Below are 2,053 nucleotides of genomic sequence, written 5' to 3'. Positions count from 1 at the left end.
CCCTCCCGGTGGGCCCACCACCCCCCGCGCCACTTGGCGGCGGCGACCACCGCGCCGCGCGCGAGGCGGGCGCCGGCCGGGGTGCTGAGGCGGTGGGCCGTCGGGCGGTGGTCGGCGAGCGCCCACAGGGTGACGACCCAGGCGGCGCTGCCCCGGTAGACCTGCCCTGCGTCGCCGATCACGGTGATCTCCTCCAGCGTCGCGGCGTGGTCGAGGCCCGGGAACCGGCGCGCCGCCTCCGCCGAGCCGGCGGCCACCAGCTCCAGCGGCACCAACTGGTGCTGCCGCACGAGCCAGTCGCGCAGGAAGGTGCAGAGCGAGCACCGGGCGTCGTACAGGACGGTGAGCCTGCGGACCGGGACGCGCGCGGCGTCCCGGTCCGGGCCGGCGGTGGTGGTCACCGCGGTCACAGCCCCGCCGTCGGCGCGACCCAGCCCTGCGGCGGCACGGGCGGCTGCTGCTCGCGCTCCATGACGCCCCGGCGCCGGATCTTGTTGAGGACGTACACGTTGCCCAGGTGCATGGCGCCGAGCACCAGCAGGACGACACCGAGCTTGGTCGACAGGGCCTCGAAGACCCCGCGGGCGTCGGCGATGCTCTCGTCCTGGTTCAGGTAGAGCGCCACGAAGCCGAGGTTCACCAGGTAGAAGCCGACCACCAGGAGGTGGTTGACGGCGTCCGCGAGCTTCTCGTTCCCGTGCAGCACGTCGGCCAGGAAGATCCGCCCGTGGTGGCTGAGCGTCCGTGCCACCCAGACCGTCAGCGCGACGCTGATCAGCAGGTATATGACGTACGCGACGACCGTGAGGTCCATGTCCCCACCCTTTCCCCACTTATTGAACGCGTTCAAAACGCGCTGTCGGGAGAGAATCTAGACCTGTTTTTGAACACGTTCAAGTCACCCGTCGGGGGTGCGGGTGTGACGTGCGGCTCAGCCGGTGCGGGCGAGTTCGGGCCGCTTGGTGTAGTCGGTGAAGCCGATGACGTTGCCCCACGGGTCGGCGACCTCGACGGTCCAGCCGGTGGCCACGGACAGGGGCGCGTCGAGGGGCTGGACGCCCGCGGCGGCGAGGGCGTCGGCGGTGCCGCGGGCGTCCCGCACCTCCAGCCACACCCGCGGCGTCGCCCAGGCCGGCGGCCGGTGCCCGAGCGCCTCCTCCAGCCGCAGCAGCACCCCGGGCGTCTCCTTGCCGACCTTCAGCACGGCGATCCCTGCCTCGTCGAGCCGCACCCCGACGGCGAACCCGGCCCGCCGGTAGAAGTCCACGGCCTCGTCGAGGTTCCCGACGGGAAGGAGGACGTTGTCGAATCCGAGCAGTTCGTACGACTCATCACCTGACATGTCGTCAGATTAAGTCCCCGGACGCGCCCACCGGGGGAGGCACCGGACCGAGCGGCGGGGCGGTCACCCGTGTGGCGGTCCCGGCCCTGACCACTCGTTCGGCCGAGCCGGTCGCCACGCCCCTGACACGCTGCCCCGGGCGGGGGCTTCCGCGACTAGTGGTCGAGTCCGTGCTTCAGGATGTGCTTCGCCATCGTGCGGCGCGGTTCGGCCAGTTCGGTGGCGATCCGGGACTCCGTGTCCGCGTCCGTCGTCACGGCGGCGGGCAGGGGCGGGCCGGTCAGCAGGCACCGGTGGCGCAGGTGCGTCGGCGGGKGGGTCGTGTCGACGCTGTGGCCGCGCAGGGCCGCCGCCCGCCGCTGGCGTTCGTACTCGCGCTCCGGGACGGAGGCCATGTGGGTGCCCAGGCGTTCCCACAGGCCCTGCCAGGGCTCCTGGCCGGCCGTCGTGCCGCGCCGGCTCACCTGCCGGGCGTTGGCCTCGCGCCGCAGCATGGTCTCGGCCGAGTCGAGGACGAGGAAGCGGTTCATGACCGACGCGGCCGCCTCGGTGGACCCGGCGCGGGCGGCCGCCGAGTCGGCGAGGTACTCGGCGCGCTGCGTGGCCCGCAGGGTCAGCCGGTCCAGCAGCATCAGCAGCCCCTGGAGCAGGGCGCGCGGCACGAGGAGCACCAGGTTGACGACCGCCTCCACGGCGGTGGGGTTCGGGGTG

Annotated in this window: 3 protein-coding genes and 1 pseudogene; all 4 read right to left on the bottom strand. The window is 73.2% G+C overall.

What is annotated here, in order from left to right; all coding sequences use genetic code 11:
* Positions 1–410, bottom strand: a 410-nt coding sequence (locus FGF04_RS38950) for a thiol-disulfide oxidoreductase DCC family protein (protein ID WP_149516120.1), incomplete at its 3' end; no start/stop codon positions are given.
* Positions 407–814, bottom strand: coding sequence for a hypothetical protein (locus FGF04_RS38945; RefSeq protein ID WP_149516119.1), 408 nt, complete (start codon positions 812–814; stop codon positions 407–409). The genes FGF04_RS38950 and FGF04_RS38945, both read right to left, overlap by 4 nt.
* Positions 815–931: 117 nt before the next feature.
* Positions 932–1,342, bottom strand: coding sequence for a VOC family protein (locus FGF04_RS38940; RefSeq protein ID WP_149516118.1), 411 nt, complete (start codon positions 1,340–1,342; stop codon positions 932–934).
* Positions 1,343–1,497: 155 nt separating this feature from the next.
* A pseudogene (locus FGF04_RS40520) lies at positions 1,498–2,053 on the bottom strand (peptidase, M48 family protein); the annotation flags it as partial.

It is taken from the genome of Streptomyces apricus (assembly GCF_008369065.1).
Classification (GTDB): Bacteria; Actinomycetota; Actinomycetes; order Streptomycetales; family Streptomycetaceae; genus Streptomyces; species Streptomyces apricus.
The sequence above is the reverse complement of the archived record's forward strand: the minus strand, read 5'-3'. Positions and strand labels throughout refer to the sequence as shown.